Source organism: Mediterranea sp. ET5, from assembly GCF_023337025.1.
In the GTDB taxonomy this organism is placed as follows: domain Bacteria; phylum Bacteroidota; class Bacteroidia; order Bacteroidales; family Bacteroidaceae; genus Phocaeicola_A.
Window position 1 is genome coordinate 1 of sequence record NZ_JAMBLN010000020.1, and the last position, 25,384, is coordinate 25,384.

Annotated in this window: 16 protein-coding genes; 11 read left to right on the forward strand and 5 right to left on the reverse strand. The window is 56.7% G+C overall.

Features of this window, described 5'->3' with window-relative positions; all coding sequences use genetic code 11:
- The 3 genes from M3087_RS11605 to M3087_RS11615 form a co-directional block, all read left to right on the forward strand.
- On the forward strand, nt 1-1,254 hold a 1,254-nt coding region (locus tag M3087_RS11605; protein ID WP_249095873.1), incomplete at its 5' end, for an ATP-binding protein.
- An 863-nt stretch (nt 1,255-2,117) separates the two neighbouring features.
- Nucleotides 2,118-2,435 (forward strand): type II toxin-antitoxin system RelE/ParE family toxin, encoded by a 318-nt coding sequence (locus tag M3087_RS11610; protein ID WP_022385090.1) that lies wholly within the window; start codon nt 2,118-2,120, stop codon nt 2,433-2,435.
- Nucleotides 2,436-2,443: 8 nt separating this feature from the next.
- Complete coding sequence (locus M3087_RS11615) at nt 2,444-2,779, forward strand: HigA family addiction module antitoxin (protein WP_022385089.1); 336 nt, start codon at nt 2,444-2,446, stop codon at nt 2,777-2,779.
- 152 nt (nt 2,780-2,931) lie between these two features.
- Here M3087_RS11615 and M3087_RS11620 read toward each other — a convergent pair whose 3' ends face one another.
- A complete protein-coding gene (locus M3087_RS11620; RefSeq protein ID WP_249095875.1) occupies nt 2,932-4,290 on the reverse strand; it encodes an MFS transporter in 1,359 nt (452 codons plus the stop codon).
- A gap of 102 nt (nt 4,291-4,392) precedes the next feature.
- Nucleotides 4,393-6,003 carry a DUF6377 domain-containing protein gene (locus M3087_RS11625; RefSeq protein WP_022385086.1) on the reverse strand — a complete coding sequence of 537 codons (1,611 nt, stop codon included), beginning with the start codon at nt 6,001-6,003 and terminating at the stop codon, nt 4,393-4,395.
- 236 nt (nt 6,004-6,239) lie between these two features.
- On the opposite strand from M3087_RS11625, the gene M3087_RS11630 reads away from it, so the two are divergent.
- The 8 genes from M3087_RS11630 to M3087_RS11665 all read left to right on the forward strand — a co-directional run bounded on the left by M3087_RS11630 (nt 6,240) and on the right by M3087_RS11665 (nt 21,677).
- On the forward strand, nt 6,240-8,099 hold the full coding sequence (locus M3087_RS11630; protein WP_410797081.1) for a glycoside hydrolase family 13 protein: 1,860 nt from the start codon (nt 6,240-6,242) through the stop codon (nt 8,097-8,099).
- Nucleotides 8,100-8,137: 38 nt separating this feature from the next.
- Complete coding sequence (locus M3087_RS11635) at nt 8,138-10,312, forward strand: glycoside hydrolase family 97 protein (protein WP_249095877.1); 2,175 nt, start codon at nt 8,138-8,140, stop codon at nt 10,310-10,312.
- 56 nt (nt 10,313-10,368) lie between these two features.
- Complete coding sequence (locus M3087_RS11640; RefSeq protein WP_249095880.1) at nt 10,369-13,401, forward strand: SusC/RagA family TonB-linked outer membrane protein; 3,033 nt, start codon at nt 10,369-10,371, stop codon at nt 13,399-13,401.
- A gap of 24 nt (nt 13,402-13,425) precedes the next feature.
- Entirely contained in the window at nt 13,426-15,108 is a 1,683-nt protein-coding gene (locus M3087_RS11645) for a RagB/SusD family nutrient uptake outer membrane protein (protein ID WP_249095881.1), read from the forward strand.
- Between the two features lie 58 nt (nt 15,109-15,166).
- On the forward strand, nt 15,167-16,312 hold the full coding sequence (locus M3087_RS11650) for a SusF/SusE family outer membrane protein (RefSeq protein WP_249095884.1): 1,146 nt from the start codon (nt 15,167-15,169) through the stop codon (nt 16,310-16,312).
- Nucleotides 16,313-17,145: 833 nt separating this feature from the next.
- The gene (locus M3087_RS11655; protein WP_249095888.1) at nt 17,146-19,320 is read left to right on the forward strand and encodes a TonB-dependent receptor; all 2,175 of its coding nucleotides are present in this window, start codon (nt 17,146-17,148) and stop codon (nt 19,318-19,320) included.
- A 25-nt stretch (nt 19,321-19,345) separates the two neighbouring features.
- Nucleotides 19,346-20,566, forward strand: coding sequence for a DUF4374 domain-containing protein (locus tag M3087_RS11660; protein ID WP_369860747.1), 1,221 nt, complete (start codon nt 19,346-19,348; stop codon nt 20,564-20,566).
- Between the two features lie 13 nt (nt 20,567-20,579).
- Nucleotides 20,580-21,677, forward strand: a complete 1,098-nt coding sequence (locus tag M3087_RS11665) for a PepSY-associated TM helix domain-containing protein (RefSeq protein ID WP_249095893.1) — start codon at nt 20,580-20,582, stop codon at nt 21,675-21,677.
- 157 nt (nt 21,678-21,834) lie between these two features.
- Here M3087_RS11665 and M3087_RS11670 read toward each other — a convergent pair whose 3' ends face one another.
- From M3087_RS11670 to M3087_RS11680, 3 genes are all read right to left on the reverse strand, one after another.
- Entirely contained in the window at nt 21,835-23,052 is a 1,218-nt protein-coding gene (locus M3087_RS11670; RefSeq protein WP_249095896.1) for a 3-deoxy-D-manno-octulosonic acid transferase, read from the reverse strand.
- Nucleotides 23,053-23,064: 12 nt separating this feature from the next.
- The gene (gene gltX / locus M3087_RS11675; RefSeq protein ID WP_022385075.1) at nt 23,065-24,582 is read right to left on the reverse strand and encodes a glutamate--tRNA ligase; all 1,518 of its coding nucleotides are present in this window, start codon (nt 24,580-24,582) and stop codon (nt 23,065-23,067) included.
- A gap of 136 nt (nt 24,583-24,718) precedes the next feature.
- On the reverse strand, nt 24,719-25,336 hold the full coding sequence (locus M3087_RS11680) for a rubredoxin-like domain-containing protein (protein ID WP_249095900.1): 618 nt from the start codon (nt 25,334-25,336) through the stop codon (nt 24,719-24,721).
- Nucleotides 25,337-25,384: the final 48 nt, after the last annotated feature.

Sequence of the window (25,384 nt, forward strand, 5' to 3'; positions counted from 1 at the left end):
ACAAAAGATTTGATAAAACTGCTTATTTCGGAATATCAATCATATGTATCAGGAGTTGAACTCATTCCTCGTGATGTGGAATTTGTGGACGGACTTAATTATGTATTTGTGGGATTGAGGCATGCTGGTAAATCATACTTGATGTTCCAACGCATAGCGCAATTGATAGAGCAAGGGCATAAAAAAGAGGAAATATTATATTTCAATTTTGAGGATGACCGAATAGATTCCTTGGAGGTAAAAGATCTCGACTTAATAAAAACATGCTATGAGGAAATGTATGACTCTCGTCCAATATTCTTCTTGGACGAGATACAATTGGTGGATAGATGGGAAAAATTTGCGCGTAGGTTGGCAGACCAAAAATATCAAGTATACATCACTGGCAGCAATGCAAAAATGCTGAGTAGCGAGATTGCAACCACACTTGGAGGCAGGTATATGATATATGAAGTGTACCCTTATTCCTTGAAAGAATATCTGAAAGCCAGTGGTATTGATATACTTGAAAAGAATGCAATGTTTGTATTTGGAAAACAGATTGTGAAGTTGACGAACACTTATTTTCAACATGGTGGGTTACCGGAAACTGTAGGCATGAAAGAAACACGTTCATGGATGAGCAACCTGTTCAGCAAAATATTCTTCGGCGATTTAGTGGCAAGATACAGAATACGCAATGATTATGCGTTGCGTGTGATGATACGCAAAATGGCTGAAAGCGTGAAGCAGCCTCTTTCATATAACAGAATTGCAAGCATTGTCAGTAGTACAGGCAAAAAACTAAGTACAGATGCAGCTATCGATTATATAGGATATATGACAGACACTTGGCTCATATTACCCTATGAGAATCTGTATGGCAAGTTACAAGACAAGGAGACAAATCGCAAATATTATTTCACGGATAATGGCCTGCTCCATCTTTTCCTTGTTGATGCCAACACTTCTTTGCTTGAAAACATTGTAGCAGTAACCCTCCGACGCAAATATGGTGATGGAAGTTATTTTTGGAATAGCAAGAATGCAGAAGTCGATTTTGTCGTTCCTGAAGAAAAACTGGCTGTACAGGTGTCATATTCCATGACTGATGCAAACACATCTAAACGTGAGATAGATGGGCTAATAAAACTACATTCGATTCAACCAATCAGCAGAATGATTGTCGTAACGATGGAAGAAGAGAACCTTATTGAAAAAGATGGTTTTCATATAGAGCTTGTCCCTTTATGGAAATGGTTGCTTAAATTCTAACATATTTGGAGGATTACATTCTCTATATGATTCATTAAGGTTTAGAAGACTTACCACAACAAAGCGTGGCAGTTCTTTTCAGAATTCTCCTAGAAACTACAAATATAGCAAATAGTTAAGACTCACCAAACCACAAGCAGCTTTTCCCTATAAAAGCAATTCACAGAGATACGATACTATCTTTTTGCAACCAGTTCTTCACTTCCGCTTGACAGATTCACCCAAAACATACGTTTCAGCTAACGCGTATTTTTGAGGAATCGGGCAAAGTAGGTTATTTTAGGAATATTCATGCGAGACGGAACGCATAGATATTCAGAAGCAGGGGCAAAAACGAATATTTATACGGCGAAACAATATTGTTTGAGAAGTCAAACACTTGTGTTTGGCACGTGAAACAATATTGTTTGACGACCCAAACAATATTGTTTCGTCCGTCGAACAAAAATGTTTGGACTGGAAAAGGCTTGTTTTGCAGTTCTTATACATTAATTTATATTCATTCACCTCTAGTTTGTCCGTCAGGATGCACAATGCGAGCGTGTGATTATGCACAGCTTTTCGGCTGAAGGAAGAATTCACCGCGGCTGTATCCAATCAATACATAGACAAAAGACAGGTAAATGCGGTCCTATCATTTCAAAGTGTATTTTGCGAATCGCCTGAGAATTCAAAAAAATCCAGCAAGCCGTATTTTGGCGCGAGCATCGCCGTTTTCAGGGCATTCGTTTGACAAATTGACAACACCGTCTTTCAGATGAGAGGGAAATGTCAAAATGATAACATCGCTTTCAGAAAAGTGTTAGACAATTTGCGAATATAGGAATAAGGAAGTATCTTTGTACACATAAAGACAAGGCATTATGTATATCGAGTTCGATAAAGACTACTTGCGTGAGTTGTACGAGCTAGGGCGCACAAACGACAAGAGACACCGCTACCAACCTGAAGTAATAAGGGGCTACCAGAAAGCTGTTTTTCTGCTTTCATCTGCCAATGCTATTACTGACTTGTTCCAGAACAATGCTCTAAATTATGAAGTCTTGCAAGGTGATAAAAAGGGTATCTCTTCCGTGAGAATAAACCGCAAATACAGGCTTGAATTTACCGTACATGAAGTCTTTAACGAGCAAATAATTACACTTTGCCGTCTATTGGATATCAGCAACCATTACAAATGACATTCGATATGGAAACAGCAAAGAAAACATATGCACCGCATGAGTTACAGCCGTCCACACCAATACACCCCGGTGAAATACTGAAAGACGAGTTAGAGGCTCGCAACATATCGCAAAGGAAGTTCGCCGCCCTCATCGGCGTTTCTTACTCCGTACTTAACGAAGTTGTGAACGGTAAACGCCCAGTAACAACTGAATATGCATTGAAAATCGAAGCGGCAACGGGCATCCCTGCCCATGTATGGGTAAACATGCAGTCTGCCTACAATATGCAGACTGCACGGCGAAACAGTAAACTTGCCGCTGTGCTTGAAAACATACGTAAAGCTGTCGCGGTTCTCTGACAGGGTATAGGTAATCATCCCACCTGCCTCCTCCCCTAAGTCCGGGAATATTCCTGCTTATCGTATGTGTGCAAAAAAGCCGTGCATCCATGTACAACGTACATGAGACACACGGCTATGTTTGTTTTGCATGCGTCGAACACACCACTGCCTTACTTCTGCTCACGCACAAAGACCACGCAACAGGTGCCCACCAGCAGCAACAGACCTGCCAGCAGGAGCATGCTGCCTTCCGATGCCAACCCATCGGCAGGGGTAAGGGCACGCAGTATCAAGCCACCGGTAGCTGCCGCCACAATCTGCGGCACACAAATCGTTCCGTTGAACAAACCAAGGTAGGTGCCCATGTGTCCACCGGAAAGGGAGTTCGTCAGGATGGTGAAAGGCAGGGCAAGCATGGCTGCCCAGGCGCAACCTATCAGCAGGAAGGACACGAAGAGGGCATAGACATCGTGCATGAAAAAGGTGGAGATGAAACCGGCAGCACCCAGGAACAGGCTCAATGAATAGACGAAGCGCCGGTTCTTGAACAGGGGGATGACGGCAGCCCAAATCACGGAACCGACGGCTTGCACGGCAAAGTAGACACCAACCCAGTCGCCTGCCGTCTGATATTCCACCGAACTGGTGTCGAGCACCACACGGTTCATACCGTCGATGACACGTTCCACCACGGGGGCATCGAAGACATTGGCGGCAATCGCCCCATTGGTGTAGGTCCACATGAACATGAAGGCTGACCAGCAGAAGAACTGTACCAATCCTACGGTCCAGAAGGCTTTGGGGGCACGACGCAGGAGGGTGAAGACACCAACCTTTTCCGTCCGGGTGTCGTCGGCTATCCCGTGGTATTCGGCATAGAGGGCGGGAGGATACTCCTTGACCTTTGCCGTGGTGTAGACCACGCAGAGGATAAGGATAAAGGCACCTATATAAAAGGAATAGATGACGGAGTCGGGTATCACACCTTCGGGTGCAACCTTGCTGATGCCTACGGTTGCAAACAGGAAGGGAAAGAGGTAGCCTGCCAGGCTACCGGCATTGCAGAGGAAGCTCTGGATGGAATATGCCAGCCCCTTCTGCTTCTCATTGACCATGTCGCCCACCATCATCTTGAAGGGCTGCATCGCCATGTTGATGGAGGTGTCGAGCAGCATCAGCGAGAGCAGTCCGAAAATCATGGAAGTGGAGACGGTCATGCCGAAACTGCCGGCATTGGGAAGGAGGCACATGACCAGCACCGCCACCAGTGCCCCCACAAACAGGTAGGGAATACGGCGTCCGAAGCGCGTCCAGGTACGGTCGCTCAATGCACCGACGACGGGTTGGACCAGGATGCCCGCCAGCGGCGGAAGAATCCAAAAGAAACTCAGGCTGTGAGGGTCTGCACCCAGGGTTGAAAAGATACGGCTGATATTTGCACTCTGCAAGGCGTAGGCTATCTGCACGCCAAAAAATCCAAAGCTGATGTTCCACAACTTCCAGAAACTTAAATCCGGCATTACTTTCATGGCTGAACAAAACTGTTTTAGGTTGATAATATATAAAGGTGTATATAAAGAGACTTTATTGAGTTGCAGTGGGAAAGTAATGGAGATGACGGCAGCGACGTGTCAGAGGTTCATCACCTGCTGTTCGAAGGTATCCTTGTCGCCCCGGGCCTTGCCCCGTATCTTGCTGCGGTAGTTGTAGACCGTCGCCAGGGAGTAGCCCAGGAAGTGGGCGATGCTGTTGGCGTCGGTCACTCCCAGTCGGATGAGCGCAAAGATACGAAGTTCTGTATTGAGTAGTTCATTCTGTTTGGGGTAAATTTTGCCCTCGTCGGTCAAAAGTTGGTTAAAATCGGTGATAAAATTGGGGAAAAGGTCGAGAAACGACTTGTCAAACTCCTTGTAGAACGCTTTCCGCTCGTCTTGCAGGAAGTTGTCCGAGCGTACCAGCTTGACCAGCTCGTCCATCTTCGAGGCACGCAAGAGCTTGTCGAGCGAGAGTCGGTATTGCTCCAGCTTCTCCAGGTACATCACGCAGCGGTCCAGGTAACGGGCAATGTAGACCTCCTTGATTTTGCCTGTTTCTTCCAGCGTACGGTTGGCAGCCATCAGCTGTCCGTTGGCAATCGAGAGGTTCTGACGCATCTGCGCCAGCTTCTTCATGCTGATATAGAGGTAGACGGCAAGTGTGATGAAGAGAATCGCCAGTATGCTCACACTCACGGAGATGACGTACTGAAGGTCGTGCTTCTTCTCTTCCAGGTCACGATAAGCGCGTTCGACGATTGGGTAGAATTCCGTGACTTCAAGGAAACGCAGACGGGCGTTGCATGCCACCGCATCCTCCATGGAGCATGCCATATAGCGGTATGCCCGTGCCAGGTCTCCCTGTTCATACATCAGCCTTGCCAACCGTTGGAGGGAGGCATATTCGCGGGCAGCCATACGGATGTCAACCAGTGCAGTACGGGCAAGGTAGTAGATTTCGTGCTCCACATCCCCCTTCTTCTGCCAGGCCTCGAACAGCGTGTAGTTCAGGTAGGCACGGTTGGGCATGGTCATTCCGTCTTCATCATGCGACGCCAACAGCGACAGCGCCTCGTCGGGGTTGCCGGCAAGCAGGAGCCTTTCTGCACGGACGATGTCGGTGGAGAGTCCCGGACCAATGATACTGAGGATGGAGTCGCGGTAGGCTTCCGTGATTTTCAGGTATTTCTCCTTGGCAGGTTGGTAGGCGGTGTAGTCGGCAAGCCAGCCGTGATACGCCCGTTGGGTGTGGTAGTAGTAGAGCAGTCCGCCTGTCGAGAGAGCGTCTTTATGCACGCGTGCCAGTTCGGTGCCTGCCTCGTTGTACATGCCCATGACACCCATCACTTCGGCACGGTTGATACGCACTTCGTTTTCCAGGTCGGGACGGTTCAGCCGGGGCAGCAGCCGGGCTTTGCGTTCGACATAAGCAAGGGAGGAATCTGCCTGGTAATGCAGGTATTCATAGAACAGTGAGCCACAAAGGTCGCATTGCTCCTGTGGGGTGGCTGCCGTCTGCAGGACTTGCTTCAGGCTGTCAATCCTCGCTTCCTTCAGACGGTGACAGTCGCTCTTGTGACGGATGGTCCGGTCCAGTTGTTCCAATATTTCTTTGGTCTGACGGTCGTAATCCTGTCCGAAAAGTGGAGCCGCCGTCCACCCGAACAGCATCCCCATCAGGAGAAAACAGGTCTTCATGGCTTTCATTTGCATATCTTTCGTGGTTCGTAGCGACAAACATACGAAAAAAGAGGTAGAAGCACTCCATAAACACCTTTATTTTTCCGGAAAAAGCTTCCTTCTGACTTATATTATCCGGGTATCCGATAAAAGCTATTTACCTTATTTACAAAGGACTAATATTTCTACTGACTTATATTTATTTTCCAGCCTACCCAAAGGCTGTTGATAGTGCCTATCTTTGTGCAGAACCAAATGAGAATATCATGAAAACGTTGCTAATGACTTTGATGACCTGCTTGCTGGGAACAGTCTCGCCAACGGTTGCCGCAAACACCTTCCATGTAAAGAAAGTATCACCCCCGTTCTGGTGGGCTGACATGAAGAATCCCCAATTGCAAATCATGCTCTATGGTGACGACCTTGCATCTGCCGACGTCTCCATCCGGGGCGAAGGCGTTCTCCTGCAAGAGACCGTCGTGCTGGATAATCCCAACTACCTCTTATTATACGTCGACCTGTCGCAAGCCAAGCCGCAGACGTTTGACATCCTCCTCCAGAAGGGACGGCAGAAAGCCACGGTGCCCTATGAACTGAAGGCACGTACGCGACGGGGCAGCGACATCCAAGGCTTCGATGCATCCGATGTGCTCTACCTCATCATGCCCGACCGTTTCGCAAACGGTTCGACAGCGAATGACGTCATCCCCGGCATGCTCGAACAGGGTGTGGACCGCACGGAGCAGTATGCCCGTCACGGGGGAGACCTGAAGGGCATTGCCGATCACCTGGACTATCTGGCTGACCTGGGCATCACCGCCATCTGGCTCAACCCCATCCAGGAAAACGATATGCCCGAGGGGTCCTACCACGGCTATGCCATCACGGACTACTTCCAGGTCGACCGTCGGCTGGGCACGAACGAGGAGTTCCGCGAACTGACCCGGCAGGCACAGTCCCGGGGCATGAAGGTGGTCATGGACATGATATTCAACCACTGCGGTGCAGAGAACCTTCTGTTCAAGGACAAGCCTTCGAAGGACTGGTTCAACTTCCGCTCGGAATACGTACAGACTTCCTACAAGACGGCTTCCGTCTTCGACTCCCATGCGGCAGACTATGAACGCACCATCGCTACCGACGGTTGGTTCACCCGGTCAATGCCCGACTTCAACCAACGCAACCGCCACGTGGCGCGTTACCTCATCCAGAACAGCATCTGGTGGATCGAGTATGCGGGCATCAACGGCATCCGTCAGGACACGCATCCTTATGCCGACTTCGACTTCATGGCGCAATGGTGCCGGGAGGTGCTTGCCGAATATCCGCACTTCAACATCGTGGGCGAGACCTGGCTCAACAGCAACGTGCTGGTGTCCGCCTGGCAAAAGGACAGCCGGCTGGCAGCTCCGCGCAACTCCTTCCTGCCCACCGTGATGGACTTCCCCCTGCAAGGGCTGATGAACCGTGCCTTTGACGAAGAGACCACCGACTGGAGCGGCGGACTGTACGGGCTCTATGACTACCTGACGCAGGACTTCGTGTATGCCGACCCGATGCATCTGCTCATCTTCCTCGACAACCACGACACCTCCCGTTTCTATACGAAGGAGGAGCAGACTGCCAACCTCGACCGCTACAAGCAGGCACTGGCCTTCCTGCTCACCACCCGTGGCATCCCGCAACTCTACTACGGGACGGAGATTCTCATGGCGGCAGACAAGGCGGAGGGTGACGGATGCCTGCGCCGCGACTTCCCGGGCGATTGGCAGGGCGACAAGACCGACTGCTTCACCCGTGCCGGACGGACGGAACTGCAGAACGAGGCGTTCGACTATGCACGCAGGCTCCTCAACTGGCGAAGGGGCAACGAGGTCATCGCCAAGGGGTCGCTGAAGCACTTCTCCATCGCCAACGGAGTGTATGTCTACGAACGACGCTACGGAGACCGTTCGGTGGTGGTCATGCTCAACGGGACGGACCGTCCGCAGACGCTTGACCTGAAGCCATACGCCGAAATCCTTCCGCGGAAGGAGGCGACGGACTTCCTGAACGGACAGACCCGTCAGCTGACCGACAAGCTGGAACTGAAGGCACGCGACGCGCTCCTCCTCGAATTCTGACCGGAACACAAACAAATCATCCCTATACCATTATCCTTATGAAACATTCACTCATACTCACCCTCTGCTGCTTCCTCGGGCTTTCCGCCGGGGCACAGCAACTGAAATCACCCGACGGCAACCTGACGCTGGACTTCAGCCTCAACAGCCAGGGAACGCCGGTCTATGAACTCACGTACAAAGGTCACCCCGTCATCAAGCCGAGCCGGCTGGGACTGGAACTGAAGCGTGAGGATGCCAACAAGAAGACCGACTTCGAATGGACCGAGCGCAAGGATGCCGACCGTCTCGATGCCAAAGCAGACCTGATGACCGGATTCAGCATCAACCGGACGCAGACCGCGACGTTCGATGAGACATGGACCCCGGTGTGGGGCGAAGAGAGCCGCATCCGCAACCACTACAACGAGCTGGAGGTGACGCTTGACCAGGCAGCCACACAACGGCAACTGGTGCTCCGCTTCCGCCTGTTCGACGACGGACTGGGCTTCCGCTACGAGTTCCCGCAACAGCCGGAGCTGAACTACTTCGTCATCCGCGAAGAGCGCACGGAGTTTGCCATGGCGGGAGACCACACGGCTTTCTGGATTCCCGGCGACTATGACACGCAGGAGTACGACTACACCACCTCTCGCCTCTCCGAGATACGGGGCCTGATGAAGAAAGCCTACACCGAGAACTCCTCGCAGACGCTCAGCTCGCCCACCGGCGTACAGACGGCGCTGATGATGAAGACCGACGACGGACTCTACATCAACCTGCACGAGGCGGCACTCGTGGACTACCCGTGCATGAACCTGGACCTCGATGACCGCAACCTCGTGTTCCGCTCCTGGCTGACACCGGACGCACGGGGCGACAAGGGCTACATGCAGACGCCCTGCCACACGCCGTGGCGTACGATCATCGTGAGCGACGATGCCCGCGACATCCTTGCCTCGCGCATCACGCTCAACCTCAACGAGCCGTGCAAGCTGACGGACACGTCGTGGATCAAGCCTGTCAAGTATGTAGGTGTCTGGTGGGACATGATTACCGGACGGGGTACCTGGGCGTACACCGACGACCTGGCAAGCGTGAAGCTGGGCATCACTGACTACACGAAGACCAAGCCCAACGGCCGCCACTCCGCCAACACGGAGAACGTGAAACGGTACATCGACTTTGCAGCGAAGCACGGCTTCGACGCCGTCCTCGTGGAAGGATGGAACGAAGGATGGGAGGACTGGTTCGGCAAGAGCAAGGACTACGTCTTCGACTTCGTGACACCGTACCCGGACTTTGACGTGGACGAGCTGCAACGCTATGCCGCCTCGAAGGGCGTGAAGATGATGATGCACCACGAGACCTCCTCGGCCGTGCGCAACTACGAACGCCACATGGACCAGGCTTACCGCTTCATGGTGGACCACGGATACAACGCCGTGAAGAGCGGTTACGTGGGCGACATTCTTCCGCGCGGAGAGCACCACTACGGCCAGTGGATGGTCAACCACTATCTCTACGCGGTACAGAAGGCCGCTGACTACAAGATTATGGTCAACGCCCATGAGGCGGTGCGCCCCACCGGACTGTGCCGCACCTATCCCAACCTGATAGGCAACGAGTCGGCACGTGGCACGGAGTATGAAGCCTTCGGCGGCAACAACGTCAACCACACCACCATCCTGCCCTTCACCCGCCTCATCGGCGGACCGATGGACTACACGCCGGGCATCTTCGAGACACACATCGACAAGATGAACCCGGACAACCACTCGCAGGTGCGCTCCACCCTCGCCCGTCAGCTGGCACTCTACGTCACCATGTACAGTCCGCTTCAGATGGCAGCCGACGTGCCGGAGAACTACGAGCGGTTCCTCGACGCCTTCCAGTTCATCAAGGACGTCGCCATCGACTGGGACGAGAGCCGTTACCTGGAAGCGGAACCGGGCGAGTACGTCACCATTGCCCGACGCGCCAAGGGCACCGACAACTGGTTCGTGGGCTGCACGGCAGGCTACAACGGACATGTGTCCAAGCTTGCCTTCAACTTCCTGACCCCGGGAAAGACCTACGAGGCAACCATCTACGCCGACGCCAAGGATGCCCACTGGCAGACGAATCCCCAGGCATACACCATCACCCGCAAGAAAATCAACTCCCGCTCCAAGCTCACCCTGCGTGCGGCTGTGGGCGGAGGCTATGCCATCAGCATCAAGCCGGTGGAATAAGCCGTTGCACATACATTCTTACTTTACTATCGGATTTTTAACTTAAACACAATAGCATGAAGATGAACTCAATCATTCAAGTCTCCAGCAGACAACTCATGATTCCGGCAGCATGCCTGATGCTCTCCGTGCAGGCTTTCGCACAGCAAGCCATCACGGTGAAGGGCGTTGTCAGAGATAAGGCCGGCATGGAACTCATCGGCGCAAGCGTCGCCGTCAAGGGTTCGACGAAGGGTGTCATTACCGACATCGACGGACGCTTCACCTTGAAAGCCAACCAAGGTGATGTCCTGGTCATCTCCTTCCTGGGCTACCGCACCCGGGAGGTCCCTGTCTCTCCCACGATGGATGTTACCCTGGAAGAGGCAACTGAATTGCTCGACGACGTCGTGGTCATCGGCTACGGTACGGTGAAGAAGGACGATGCCACCGGCTCGGTGAGCGCCATCAAGCCCGACGAACTGAGCAAGGGCATCACCACCAGCGCACAGGACATGCTCGCCGGCAAGGTCGCCGGTGTGAGCGTGATAAGCAACGACGGCGCGCCGGGCAGCAGTTCGACCATCCGCATCCGAGGCGGCTCGTCGCTCAACGCATCGAACGACCCGCTGATTGTCATCGACGGACTGCCCATCGACAACAGCGGCATCAAGGGTATGTCCAACGGACTCTCCATGGTCAACCCGAACGACATCGAGACGTTCACCGTCCTGAAGGATGCTTCTGCCACCGCAATCTACGGTTCGCGTGCCTCCAACGGTGTCATCATCATCACCACCAAGAAGGGCAAGAGCGGTTCGGGACCGAAGGTGAGCTACAACGGCTATGTCTCCATGGCGACCGCTACCAAGAAATACGACGTCCTCAGCGGCGACGAATACCGTGCCTACATCCAGCACCTGAAGGACAACGGCGCACAGCTCGACACCCCGCTGGGCGATGCGAACACGGACTGGCAGGACGAAATCTTCCGCGAAGCCGTGAGCACGGAGCACAACATCTCCGTCACCGGAGGCTTGAAGAACATGCCTTACCGCGTCTCGATGGGATACAACTACAACGACGGCATCATCAAGACGTCCAACTACCAGCGGTTCACGACCGCAGTGAACCTCGCCCCGTCGTTCTTTGACGACCACTTGCGATTCAACATCAACGCGAAATACATGCACGGGAAGAACCGGTTCGTGGACGCCGGCGTCATCCTGGGTTCGGCACTCGCCATGGACCCGACACGCCCGGTCTACTCGGACGACCCCGACGCCGTGAAGTTCTTCGGCGGCTATTACCAGAAGTCGGTGGGCTTTGCCGTGTCCGACCCCAACTGGACCGCCAAACCCTATGAGAACTCTCCGCGCAACCCGGTCGCCGAACTGCATCAGAAGAACGACGGCTCCCGCAGCGACGACTTCATCGGCAACATCGAGATGGACTACCGCGTGCACTTCCTCCCCGACCTGCGCATCCATGCCAGCCTCGGCGGTGAATATGCAGAGGGCACGCAGCGCACCGTCATCTCGCCCTACTCCTACAGCAACAACTACTACGGATGGGACGGCATGCAGACGGAGTTCAAGTACAGCACGACGCTCAATGCCTACGCCCAGTATGTCAAGGAGCTGGGCAACCACACGCTCGACGTGATGGTCGGCGGCGAGGAACAGCACTTCCACCGCACCGGCTACTCGCAGGGCGCCGGCTGGGACAGCTACCTCCAGCAGAAGTACAAGGAGGAGAAGCGCAGCGAGAAGGCATACGGCACCCACAACTCCCTGGTGTCCTACTTCGGCCGTCTGAACTACACGCTCCTCAACCGATACCTGCTCACCTTCACGATGCGCTTCGACGGTTCCTCCCGTTTCTCGGACGACAACCGCTGGGGCAAGTTCCCCTCGGCAGCCTTTGCATGGAAGATGAAGGAGGAAGGCTTCCTGCGCGACGTCGAGGCCCTCTCCGACCTGAAGCTCCGTCTGGGCTGGGGTATCACCGGGCAACAGGCGGTCGTGGACCAGGACTTCCCGTACCTGCCGACTTATAACATCAGCAACCAGTACTCGCAGTACCTCTTCGGTGACGAGGGTTACAACACCCTGCGCCCCAACGCCTACAACCAGAACCTGAAGTGGGAGCAGACCACCACGTGGAACGCCGGATTCGACTTCGGCTTCCTCAACGGACGCATCTCCGGAAGCCTCGACGGATACTACCGCGAGACCAAGGACCTCATCAACAAGGTGAAGATTCCCGTGGGCACCAACCTCAGCTCCAGCCTCATCAAGAACATCGGTTCGCTGGAGAACTACGGCGTGGAGTTCAGCATCAACACCAAGCCTGTCGTGACCAACGACTTCACGTGGGACCTCTCCTTCAACGCCACCTGGAACCACAACGAAATCACCCGGCTGACCGATGCCGACAACGACTCCTACTACGTGGACAGCGGCGACGACGCCCCGCGCGGCAACGGCAACAAGGCACAGGCACACAAGGTGGGCTACCCTGCCGGCTCGTTCTACGTCTACCAGCAGGTGTATGACGCCGACGGCAAACCCATCCAGGGCATGTTCGTCGACCGCAACGGCAACGGGGAAATCGACCTCGACGACCGCTACATGTACAAGAAGCCGGCAGCCGACGTCCTCATGGGCCTCACATCGAAGATGCTCTGGCGCAACTGGGACTTCAGCTTCGCCCTGCGTGCAAGCCTGAACAACTACGTCTACTACGGACGCCTGGCAGAGAACGCCAACGTGGCAGCCGACGGTCTGTTCGCCAACAACACCTACGTGAACGTCATCAAGGAAGCCATCGACCTGGGCTGGACCGACTTCAGCAACTACCGCTCGGACTACTTCGTGCAGAACGCTTCCTTCCTGCGCTGCGACAACATCACCCTGGGCTACTCGTTCAAGAACCTCTTCAAGAGCATCTACTACGGAGGAGCCACGGGCCGTCTGTATGCCACCGTGCAGAACCCCTTCCTCATCACCAAGTATGACGGACTCGACCCGGAAGTATCCAGCGGCATGGACAAGAACCCCTATCCGCGTGCCACGACCTTCCTGCTCGGTCTGAGCCTGCAATTCTAACCACCCCAAAAGCACATCATGATTATGAAACAAAGGTACTTCAAGCATATCCTTCCGGCTGTCCTCCTTACGGCGGCCGGACTGGGGATGGGCTCCTGCGTCAACGACCTCGACATACAGCCCATCGACCCCCAACAGCCTGCCTACAACATCGACCAGAACTTCGCGTTCGCCTACTCCCTGCTGGGCAGCGAAGGAAACCTGGGACTCAGCTCCGACGAGGACAAGGCAGGCTTCTACCGCACCGTGTTCTCCCTGCAGGAGTATCCTGCCGACGGCGTCATCTGGCAGTGGCAGGAGAATGCCGGCATCCCCGCTCTGACCAACCTCAGCTGGGACAACGGCACGAACATCCCCGAGTGGGCATGGCTCCGCCTCGGATACGACGTGACGCAGTACAACCTCCTGCTCGGCAACCTCGCCGGGAAGGACGATGCCGAGAGCGTGAGACGGCGTGCCGAGGTGCGCTTCCTCCGCGCCCTGCACTACTGGTACAACCTCGACCTCTGGGGCGTGGCTCCGGTGAAGGAGGTCTTTGACAACAACAACCCCGTGCCCAAGGCAGGACAGGAGCTCTTCGACTACATCGTGGCAGAGCTGAAAGCCGTCGAGCCGGACCTCTATGCCCCGGGACAGGCTCCCTTCGGACGTGCCGACCGGTCAGCCTGCTGGCTGCTCCTGGCACGCCTCTACCTGAATGCCGAGGTCTACACCGGCACCGCCCACTGGGCAGAAGCCCGCGAGTATGCCAACAAGGTGCTCACCGACGGCTACCACCACCTGACGAACCACTACAAGGCGCTCTTCATGGCGGACAACGACGTCAACATGGCGGTGCGTCCGGAGATCGTCTTCCCCATCCGTCAGGACGGAACACGGATGAAAGAGGCGAGCAGCGCCGCCAAGTTCCTGGTCTGCGCCTCGCGCGACGGTGCCAAGCCGGTCATGCCCGACCTCAGCTCCAACACGTGGAACTGCCTCCTGCTGAAGAGCTCGACCCTCCTCAAGTTCTTCCCCACGCTCGACGACGTCCCTTACCTCAAACCCGAAGACTTCAAGTCGGAGTATGAGAACTTCAGCCGTCAGGAAGTCATAACCTTCGACCGGGAGCACGGCATCGGCACCGACGACATGGTGGCGAAAGCCGGCGACGACCGCGCCCTCTTCTACGGCGGTGTCGGTGGCGGCAAGCACTCGGTGAGCAACGACCGCAACGGCGCACAGCCGACCGACAACTTTGCCGGCGACAAGGGGCTGCGTGTCGTGAAGTGGAGCAACCTCCGCAGCGACGGCAAGCCCGCCAGCGACCCCTCGGACCCCGATACCGACGTACCTCTCTTCCGCACGGCAGAGGCACAGCTCATCGTGGCGGAGACCTACTTCCGCGAGGGCAACAAGGCAGAAGCCGTCAAAGCCATCGCCTCCCTGCAGCAGATGCGCAACCGCAAGGACCTCGTGACGTCCGCCAAGCTCGACGCCGACTACCTGCTCGACGAGTGGTGCCGCGAGTTCTACTGGGAAGGCAGACGCCGCAGCGACCTGCGCCGCTTTGGCAAGTTCACCTCGTCCGACTACCTCTGGGAGTGGAAAGGCGGCGTGAAAGAAGGACGCGGCGTGGACGACAAGTACAACACCTACCCCATCCCCGCCCAGGACTACAAGGACAACCCCAACTACCAGGGCTTCGGAGGAACATGGTACAAGTAAGCAGGCGGGCGCACAACGCCCCGTCAGCTGAATACTAATCCCTAAAAAACAACAAGCAATGAAACGCATCACACTTTATACCCTGCTCGCGGCAATGACACTGGGCGCACCGCTCTTCACGGCTTGCGACTCCGACCGCGACGACAACCCCATCCTGCGAACGGATGCCACGACCTTCACCGTCGACGAACTGGGCACGGCGCCCTACGTCCTCACGGCTGAAGGCGACAACCAGCTCACCCTGAGCTGCACCCAGCCGGACTATGGCTTCCCGGCTGCCGTGACCTACAGCGTCGACATCTGCCTCAACGACCGGTTTGAGGAAGGCAAGACGCAGGCCCTCGGCGACTACAAGGGACACAGCTTCACCCTCAAGAACAAGGACCTCAATGCCGCCGTGGTCAAGCTCTGGCAGGCTGAAAACGAAGGCGACTATGCCGGGAAGGACGCCACCGTCTACTTCCGCGTGAAGGCACGCCTCTCTGCCAACAACAGCGGCGAGACGACCGGCAACCTCGTGCACGCCACGGTACGGATGTTTGCCATCCCCGTCACCGTCGAGCTGCCCGAAGCGATGTACCTCGTCGGGGCTGACATCGGCACGGCATGGAGCACCTGGCAACCGCTGGTTGCCGTCACCGGAATGCCCGGCGAGTTCTGGGGCATGTTCTACTTCAGCGAGGGCGGCGAGTTCAAGTTCGGCAAGTTCGAAGGCGACTGGACCGGCTACGGCGCCATCAAGACGCTGAAGGACGAGGCGGAAGCCGGCGTGACAGGCTCCGACAACATCAAGGTGGGCAAGGCAGGATGGTACATCGTCTGCATCACTGCCAAGGCGAACGCCACGGGCGACAACCTCGACTACACGATGACCTTCCTCCGTCCGGAGGTCTACCTCATCGCCGCCCCGAACGGCACGTGGGGCTACGACGACGCCTGGAAGTTCACGGTGCCTGCGACCAAGGACGGCGAGTTCGTCTCCCCCGCCCTGGCAGGTCCCGACATGCTGCGCATAGCTGTCAAGGCGGGACAGGACTGGTGGCGCACCGAGTTCACCCTCAAGGGCGGCAAGGAAATCGTGTACCGCGCCAACACCGGCGTGGGCGATAACCTCAGCGAGCTGGGTCCCGAGTATGCTGCCAGCGGAAGCAAGGGCAACAAGGTCTACCTGAACTTTGCCAACGGCACAGGTTCCATCAAATAGCAAATACAACTAAAATTATTCTTTCAATAGGTATTCATTCCATAGATTGACCGACGGAGGGCGAGCGACCGGATGCAGACAACCGGTTGCCGCCCTCCGTCCCTTTTTCCCCTGCACCGTCCGTCCGCTCCTGTCATTTTGTCAAAGTGTCAAACGAAGCCGCCGAGAAGGGCCTTCGTTGCGCCAAAATACGGAGGGATGACCGGGAAGGGCATTCTCAGGCGATTCGTCCGGTGCACCTTGACGGCATTTCCGTCCGTTTCCTTCCCTTTTGCACGTTTTTTCTCTTCCTTCGTTCCCTTCCGTCGGTCTTTTCACACGGACGGGCACAATTTCACACCTGCGGAATCGTGTCCCTCCGGGCTCTGAAAAATGAAAACAGGTGGCTGTTTTCGTACGGACGAACGACTACGACGGTGCGGACACGTCGGTACGGTGGTAGTCGTTCGTCCGTACGAAGCCAATCATAGGTGCTTTTGACCGTGTGGATGGGTGCGGAAGATAATTTTTTCGCGTTAGAAAGAGTGTAATTATACAAACGTATGTTTATTCTGATGCGTTCTGACGGACGTCTCTTAAAATATTTAACGCGCGTTTTTCTAATTGGGACAAATTTGCGGATTTGTGCGTTACCTGAAAACGTTGAATTGGGGAAATGTGATGTTAAAACCAGGGAAACGGTGTCATTATGACAAAATGAACAGGCGCCCCTACATTCGCTGCCCGATGGGTCGGGGCAGAAAATCACCATTTTTAGGTATTTCATACCGTCCTGTACGCCTGTACCTTTGCATCCGTAAAAAAGAACGATTATCAACACACACAAACTCAATATGGACAACGCATTCAAGCGGATGGTTCCTGCGACGTTCGCCGCAGCCCTCTCCCTCTCCGTGTCGGCGCAGACCGACACGCTCATGTTCGGCAACCAGGAGTTGCAAGCCATCGAGATTGTAGCGAAATCGAAAGCACGCAAGCTACAGGAACAGGCTTACGCCATCTCCGTGGTCGACCTGAAGGCGAACCACGCCACCTCCACCCCGATGAACAAGATTCTCAACACCGTATCCAGCGTCCGCATCCGCGAAGACGGCGGTGTGGGCAGCAATTACACCTTCGCCATGAACGGCTTCTCCGGCAACCAGGTGAAGTTCTTCCTCGACGGTATCCCCATGGACAACTTCGGCTCCAGCTTCAACCTGGCAAACCTCTCGGCAAACCTCGCCGACCGCGTGGAAGTCTACAAGGGCGTGCTGCCCGTGCATCTGGGAGCCGATGCCCTGGGAGGCGCGGTGAACATCGTGTCCCGCATCAACGCCAACTACCTCGACGCCACCTACAGCGTCGGTTCGTTCAACACCCACAAGGCGAGCGTCAACGGGGCGTACACCAACACACGGACGGGATTCACCCTGCGTGCCAACGCCTTCTTCAACTACTCCAAGAACGACTATAAGGTCTTTGCCCCCATCGTCGACCTGTCGACGGGACGGAACCTGGGCGACCGCTGGGTGCGCCGTTTCAACGACGACTACCACTCGGCGGGACTGAAGATGGAGACCGGACTCGTGGGCAGGCCCTGGGCGGACCAGATGCTCGTGGGCGTCATCCTCTCCGAGAACGACAAGCACATCCAGACGGGAGCGACGATGGACGCCGTGTATGGCAAGGTGAAGTCGAGCAGCTTCAGCCTCATACCTACAATTAGGTATAAGAAGACGAACCTGTTCACGCCGGGACTGGACCTGAGCCTCTACGGCACCTACAACGTGGTGAACACGCATAATGTCGACACCGCTGCCGTGGCATACAACTGGCTGGGCGAGTCCGTCCCTGCCACCAGCCGGGGTGAAGGCTACCTGACCGACGCCCTCATCCAGGAGCGCCAGTGGCAGGGGAACGCCAACCTCAACTACGTCATCAGCGACCACCAGAGCGTGACGCTCAACCACGTCGTGACCGCCATGCGGCGCAAGCAGGACGACAGGGAGTATCCCGACTACCCGATGAACGGGCAGGCACAGCACCTCACCAAGAACATCACCGGACTGGGTTACCAGCTCCGCTTCGACCGCTGGAACATGAACATCTTCGGCAAGATGTATGCCCTCTACTCCTCGTCGCACAAGCTGCGCGACCAGTTCCTGGAGACCGAGCACTGGGAGCAGGTGTCGGAACGCAAGCGGCAGTTCGGCTACGGGGCGGCGGCGACCTACTTCTTCCTCCCCTTCCTCCAGGCAAAGGTGAGCTTCGAACAGGCATACCGCATGCCGGAAGCCATCGAGATGTTCGGCGACGGCTTTATCCAGAAGAGCAACCCGGACCTGCAGCCGGAGAACTCGAAGAATCTCAACATCGGCGTGGGACTGGACAAACGCTTTGAGTCGGGGCACCGCGTCACCGCGGAGGTGAACTACATCTACCGCTACACCAAGGACTTCATCCTCAAGGGCGTCAGCCTGACGAGCGACCCGACGACCTCCTACGAGAACATCGGCAAGGCAGTCACTCATGGCATCGAGGCGACCGCCCGCTACGACTACGACAACCGCTTCCACGTGGGCGGCAGCCTGACGTACCAGGACATCACCGACCGCGAGAAGACGGCGCGCACCACCGACAGCTACGTCGAACAAGGCTCGACGGAGAACGTCTCGTACGGGCAGCGGATGCCGAACATCCCCTACTTCTTCGTCAATGGCGACGCGGGCTACAGCTTCCGCGACTTCCTGGCGCGCGGCAACACGCTCTCCATTGACTACTCGTGCGACTACGTCTACAAGTACTACCTGAGCTTTGCCGGTCTGGGACGGCCGACGAGCAAGAAGTATATCCCGACCCAGTTCGCACACAATGCCTCGGTGAGCTACACGATGCACGACGGACGCTACAGCGTCAGCCTGGAGTGTACCAACCTCACCAACGAGAAGCTCTACGACAACTACCGCCTGCAGAAGCCCGGACGCGCCTTCAACGTGAAGTTCCGCCTGTACTTGTCCAACCTCTAACCCCCTTTCCACACACATGAACTCAATGAAACCATTCAGACTACAGATAGCCGGCTGGGCACTCGCCTGCACGGCACTCGCCGCAACCTTCACCGCTTGCGACGACGACATGGGGAGCCTCGAAGTCCCCAACGAACCCTATGTACTCTCGCTCGGCATCACCTCGGGCAACACGACCACCTACTACGTCGTCACCACCGACGACCTCATGGGCGAGCGGCCCATCAACGCCTACAGCAAGGGCATCGAGCAGAACGGCTACCGCGACTACCAGCAGGCGGAGCAGACGGTCTTCTCCATCGGCGGACTGGGTGTGACCAGCGCCACGGGCATCCAACGGGATGCCGAGGGCTACCTGCAGGAGACGGGCGATTTCGTATTCGACAACACGCCCATCGGCTTCTGTCAGGTGGACGGGGAGAAGATGGCGGCACTGGAACTGCCCAAGTCACCAGGCAAGGGTCAGAACCTGACGTTCTACACGGTCAACATCCGTACCCTGGAGCTGGAGAGCCGCGTCACCACCACTCCCGTGGCGCCGCTGGACGCAGTTGACTGGCCGTCGGTCACCGGCATGACGTATGCAGGAGGGAACCTCTACGTGAGCTACGTCCCCATGAACCCGAACACGTTCGCCACCCCGGCGGTGGACACGGCCTACGTGGCGGTGTACAGCTATCCGGACTTCCGCTTCAAGACGCTCATCAAGGACACGCGACTGGGAAACATCGGCAGCTGGAACGCCTTTAACGGCTTTCAGAAGGACGAGCAGGGCGACGTCATCGCCATGTCGAACACGAGCCTGACGAACGGGTTCTCACAGAGCAACGGCAAGTCCGGCTTCCTGAAAATCAAGGCGGGCGACACACAGTTTGCCGACGACTACTTCTTCGACTACGAGGCACTGACGGGCTACAAGGTCGCCCACTGGCTCTACGTCGGCGACGGCAAGGTGTATGCCGAGGTGTCGACCAACCAGCAGGCAGGCGCCTGGAGCGATGCCGAGGACCTGAGCGTACTCATCGACCTGAACAAGAAGAGCCACACCGTCATCCAGGAAATCCCGCTGCACAGCGGACAGGGCGGACGCCGCTTCGTCGCCTACGCGGAAGGAGGCTACGTCTATGCCCCGATAGCCACCGCGGACGGCGTGTACATCTACCGCACGGAGATTGCCACGGGAAAGGCGGTGCGTGGCGCCAAGATTTCAGCCACCTTCGTAGGCGGACTCTTCCGCCTCGACTGACCGCCTGCTGACCATGAAGAGACTATTCAGCCTTCTGCACCGCTGGCTCGGACTCGTGTCGGGCCTCATCGTGATGGTCGTGTGCCTCACGGGCAGTCTCTATGTGTTCAGGGACGAAGTGGAGGCAGTGTGCGAGCCTTGGCGTCGGGTGCCCGTCCGCGACGCGGAAATGCTTCCCCCTTCGGCGTTGCTGAAGGCTGCGGACGAGGCTTCCGCCCTCACGCTGGGCGCTGCCGGCGAAGCGGCACGGCTCGACGCCTATACCCCACAAGGCACGACAACGACCTACGTCGACCCCTACACGGGAGAAGTCCTGAAGGTCATCCGGCGCGAGCCGGGCGATGCCGGTTTCTTCGCCTTCCTGCTCGACGGTCACCGTAACCTCTGGCTGCCGCGCTCCATCGGCGGTCCGTTGGTGTCCTATGCCGTCCTCGTCTTCTTCCTGGCACTGGTCACGGGGCTGGTCGTCTCCTGGCCGAAACGTTGGAACCGGAAGGCGGTGCAGAGCCACTTCACCTTCCACCGCCCGCTGCGAGCCGCCCGTTTCCGCCTTGACCTGCACAACGTGCTGGGCTTTTATGCCACGCTGCCCCTGCTCGTCCTCTGCCTGACGGGACTGCTCTTCGGACTATCATGGTTCTCCGGAGGGCTCTATCGCCTGGTGTCGGGCGGACAGGTCATGCAGGGTTACAGCCTGCCTTCGTCCGACAGCACGAACGCCGGGACGGACACCCCCTCCATCGACCTCCTGCACGCCCGCCTGAAAGCGGAGGAGCCCGGTGCCGTGCAGTTCTACTACGCGCTGCCGCAAACCGCGTCCGGGGTCTACCGCGTGAGCATCGTCCACGAACGGGGCAGCTACTACAAGCAGGACAACCGCTTCTTCGACCGGTACACCCTCCGCGAGCTGCAAGGCACCGGCCCGTGGGCAGGCAGATACACCGACGCCTCCCCCGCCGACAAGATGATGCGCATGAACCTCGACATTCACGAGGGCCGTATCTGGGGTATATGGGGCAAGATGCTGATGTGTCTGGCATCGCTCGTCGGTGCCAGCCTTCCCGTGACGGGATACCTCTTGTGGTGGAAAAAGAGACGGAGGAAAGCCTAAGGGACAGTTCTCCCGGCCGTGTATCCGGGAACGGGGAAACACGTGGCGGCCCCTGCCGCCTCCTGAAACAAACAAAGCGCGGATGATGCCGATTCTCACATCGACATCATCCGCGCTTGCTATACCTTATATATAAGGTGAACCGGGCACCGGCTGCTTACAGCCCGACCGCCTGCAGCACCTTGTCGGACGCCCCGGCACGACCGTGCACGTACTCGCCCGAACGCTTGCCGCAGTCAGACAGGTAGGCGGCGTCGGTCAGGAAGCGGTCCATCCGGCTGCCGAACGACGCGGCGTCGGTGACCTCAAAGCTGCCTCCTGTGGCAAGCAGCTGACGCGCCTCCTGGAAGCGTTGGTTGTTCGGACCGAACAGGACGGGGACACCGTAGACTGCCGCCTCCAGCACATTGTGGATGCCCACGCCGAAACCGCCGCCCACGTATGCCATCTCACCGTAACGGTAGATGGACGACAACAGGCCGAAGCAGTCGACAATCAGGCAGTCGGCAGCGGCAGCCGTCTCGGGCGTTGCCTGGGTGTAGCGGACGCAGGGACGGCGGAGCTTCCCAATAATCTCCGTGAGGTGACTCTCCCCGATGACGTGCGGAGCGATGATGAGCTTCATCTCCGGATGCGCGTTGAAGTAGGGGATGAAGATATCCTCATCGGGTTGCCACGAACTGCCGGCAACGAGCACGGGACGCCCCTGCTTGAACGCCTCGACGAGGGGAAGCTGCTTCGCCTGCTCGAAAATCTCGATAACGCGGTCAAAGCGCGTGTCGCCCACGACGGTCACGTTGTGGATGCCGAGTGTGGCAAGAAGCTCCCTGGACACTTCGTTCTGCACGAAGAGATGGGTGAAGCGCGTCAGTACCTTATAGTACCGTCCGCCGTACCAGCGAAAGAACACCTGGTTCTTGCGGAAGATGGACGACACGCTGTAGGTGGGGACACCGCGGCGCTGCAGCCCCTTGAGGTAGTTCTGCCAGAATTCGTACTTGATGAAGAACGCCATGCAGGGATGTGCCAGCTTCAGGAACCGGCGGACGTTGCGCGGCGTGTCAAAGGGCAGGTAGCAGATGACATCGGCCCCGGCATAGTTCTTGCGCACCTCATACCCCGAGGGGGAAAAGAAGGTGAGCAGAATCTTATACTCCGGATGGTCGCGCCGGATGCGTTCCATGAGCGGACGTCCCTGCTCGAACTCTCCCAGCGAGGCGGCATGGAACCAGATGTATTGCGCATCCGGCTCAATGTGCTCACGGAGTATCCGGAAGACCTGTGCGTGGCCGCGCACCATGAGCCGCACCTTCTTGTTAAAGAGCGACACCAGCTTGACAGCCATCAGATAGATGCAGATAACGAAACTATACATGGGCGCGGACGGTTATTTCAGGACTTCAATGGCGCGGCGCATGCGGGCGATGGTCTCCTCCTTGCCCAGCACGGAAGAGATGTCGAACATGTGGGGACCCTTGCCTTCGCCCACGAGCGTGAGCCGGAAGGCGTTCATGATGTTGCCCGTGTGATAGCCGTTGTCTTCAATCCACTTCATGACCACCTGTTCCTGGTGTTCCAGCGAGAAGTCGTCGAGGCTCTCCAGCAGGTCGGCAAGACGGGTCATCATCTCGGCGGAATCCTCCTTCCAGCGTTTCTGCACGGTCTTGGGGTCGTATTCCGTCGGGGCTACGAAGAAGAACTTGCAGGTCTCCCACAGTTCCTTGACGAAGTTGACGCGGCCCTTCATCATGCCGACGATTGTGACCACCTTGTCCATCGGGGCGTCGATACCGTGCTCGCGGAGGATGGGCATGAACTGTTCCGCCACTTTCTCATCGCTCATCTTCAGGATGTACTCGTGGTTGAACCAGATTCCCTTGACGTAGTCGAACCGGGCGCCAGCCTTGCTGCAACGGCGGATGTCGAAGAGCTGCACCATCTCGTCGAGCGTCATCAGCTCCTGGTCATTGCCGGGGTTCCAGCCCAGCAGGGCGAGGAAGTTGAGGACAGCTTCGGGCAGGTATCCGGACTCACGGTAGCCCGAGGATACTTCGCCGGTCTTGGGGTCGTGCCACTCGAGCGGGAAGACGGGGAAGCCAAGGCGGTCTCCGTCGCGCTTGCTGAGCTTGCCCTTGCCGTCAGGTTTCAGCAGAAGCGGCAGGTGGGCGAACTCGGGCATGGTGTCTGCCCAGCCGAAGGCACGGTAGAGCAGGACGTGGAGCGGGGCGGACGGCAGCCACTCTTCTCCGCGGATGACGTGGGTGACCTCCATCAGGTGGTCGTCGACAATGTTCGCCAGGTGGTAGGTAGGCAGCTCGTCGGCAGACTTGTAAAGCACCTTGTCGTCGAGGATTGAGGAGTTGATGACCACGTCGCCGCGGATGAGGTCGTTGACGTGCACGTCCTCATTCGGCTCAATCTTGAAGCGGACGACGTACTGCTGCCCTTCGGCGATGAGTCGGTCCACTTCCTCCTTGGGCAGGGTCAGGGAGTTGCGCATCGTGCCACGGGTGTGGGCGTCGTATTGGAAATTGGGGATCTCGGCGCGCTTGGCTTCCAGTTCGGCAGGCGTGTCAAAGGCGATGTAAGCCTTGCCTGCGTCGAGCAGCTGCTGCACGTATTTCTTGTAGATGTCCCGGCGCTCCGACTGGCGGTACGGTCCGTGGCTTCCACCGAAGCTGACGCCCTCGTCAAACTGGATGCCGAGCCACTTGAATGATTCGATGATATAGTCCTCCGCCCCGGGAACAAAGCGGTTGGAGTCAGTGTCTTCAATGCGGAAGATGAGGTCGCCCCCGTGTTGACGGGCGAACAAATAGTTGTATAATGCGGTTCGGACACCTCCGATATGCAACGCCCCCGTAGGACTGGGAGCGAAGCGCACTCTTACTTTTCTTTCTGCCATGCTATAAGTATTATGTAATTAATGCGGCAAAAGTACGACATTTTTTTGGAAGAAGGGTAGTAGCAGCGGACGAAAAAGCCCCGCCGTGCAGGGAGCAGAGCGGGGCGCAATCAGTTCAAGTTGAAGGACGGACCGGTCAGCCGGCGACGTACGGCCCGAATTTTCCGGCAAACAGGTGGGAACCCATCTTGCCCAGCACACTGGCGAGCACACTGGATGCCACACCCAGGAGCACCACCAGCAGGGCATTGCCGCTGCTCACCCCGTAGGCGTAGGCGACGTAGCACTGGAGGAGGGTCACGATGAAGTAGAGGACACTCAACACGATCTTCTGCTTCAGGATGGGTGCCTTCACGGTCTTGTAGCGCAGCTTGCCGCCGACATAGCCGGTCACGGCGCCCAGGATGGACAGCAACGGCAGGACCAGACTGATCATCCAGGTCGCGTCGTACAGACGGTCGTCGAACGTGTCGGGCAGGAAGGTCAGGAAAGGAACAATCAGTGCCACCACGGGCAGGACAAAGGTCATGACGCTGCCGACGATGGGGAAGTGTACGGCAATGGGGTGAATGTGCAAGTCGAGCAACTTGCGGCGGGTTTCATTGATCCGGCGGGGTTTGTATTCCATCCATACGGTCTTCGGATAACCGCAGGCGGGGCATACCTGGTCAATCTTATCGGCTGTGTCAATATAACCACATACACGGCAAATGATGTACCCACTCTTCTTAGCTTCTGGTTTTTGCTCTTCCATATGATTCGTTTATTTGTTTGTTGTTAAGGTTTCGTGCAAAAGTACGCT